This is a genomic window from Streptomyces sp. SAS_270, from assembly GCF_052543295.1.
The window spans coordinates 1-1,264 of the sequence record NZ_JBMNDS010000184.1; the positions used below are offsets into that span (position 1 = coordinate 1).

Sequence of the window (1,264 nt, forward strand, 5' to 3'; positions counted from 1 at the left end):
GGGTCTGATGCAGGTTCGGGTGACAGGTTCGATCACGCGGCCTGGGGGGCCGGTGTGGTCATGACGATCTCGAATTCGACGGGGGTCAGCCGGCCGAGCGCGGCTTGTCTGCGGCGCCGGTGGTAGGTCCTCTCGATCCAGGTCACGATCGCGATTCGCAGTTCCTCGCGGGTGGCCCACATCCGGCGGTCGAGGACGTTCTTCTGCAGCAGGCTGAAGAAGGATTCCATGGCCGCGTTGTCGCCTGCCGCCCCGACCCGCCCTATCGAGCCTGTCATCCGGTGACGGTCGAGGGCCTGGACGAACTTCCGGGACCGGAACTGCGATCCGCGATCGCTGTGCAGAATGCACCCGTCGACCTGGCCACGTCGGGCCACGGCGTTGTCCAGAGCGGTCACGGCCAGACGGGACTTCATCCGCACGTCGATGGAGTAGCCCACGATCCTCTTGCTGAAGACGTCCTTGACCGCGCAGACGTACAACTTCCCTTCACCGGTGGCATGTTCGGTGATGTCGGTGAGCCATAGCCGGTTCGGGCCGGATGCGGTGAAGTCGCGGCTCACGAGATCGTCGTGCACCGGCGGGCCGGTCTTCTTGCTCTTGCCGCGCTTCTTCCCGAACACGCTCCACCAACGGTTGTCCCGGCAGATCCGCCACGCGGTCCGGTCCGCCATCCCGGCCCCGGCACCACGGGCTTCATCGGCAAGGAACCGGTAGCCGAACTCCGGGTCGTCGCGGTGAGCCTCGAACAACGCGTTCGCGCGATACGCCTCCTCCAGCACTGCGTCGGCCACCGGCTTGTCGAGCCAGCGGTAGTAGGGCTGTCTGGCGAGCTTCAGCACCCGGCACGTCACCGTGACGGGCACCCCGTCCCCGGCCAGCTCCTTCACGAGCGGGTAGATCCTTTTCCCGGCAGATGCGCCTGCGACAGATAGGCCGCAGCCCGCCGCAGGACCTCGTTCTCCTGCTCCAGCAGCTTGATCCGCCGACGCGCTTCCCGAAGCTCGGCACTCTCCTGGCTGGTCGTTCCGGGTTTGGCCCCGTCGTCGATGTCCGCGCGACGCATCCACTTCCACAACGTCATCGGATGGACTCCGAAGTCGGTGGCCACCCGCTCGACCGTCACACCCGGCCCACGGTTCCTCGCGACCCGCACGACGTCCTGGCGGAACTCCTCCGGATAAGGCTTGGGCACAGCGACATCCTTCCCACCCGCCCCACAGGGCAAGCCAGTTCAGATGTCACCCGATCGTGCGGCAGACCC

General features: G+C 66.7%; 1 protein-coding gene. It reads right to left on the reverse strand.

Translation table 11 applies throughout. From position 1 onward, the window contains the following. Positions 1–32: 32 nt before the first annotated feature. Positions 33–1,195, reverse strand: a protein-coding gene (locus ACN6LB_RS45800; RefSeq protein WP_445031097.1) for an IS3 family transposase whose coding sequence is annotated in 2 segments (ribosomal slippage) — positions 33–908 and positions 911–1,195 — 1,161 coding nt in all. Because the reading frame shifts where the segments join, the coding sequence is not laid out codon by codon here. Positions 1,196–1,264 lie beyond the last annotated feature (69 nt).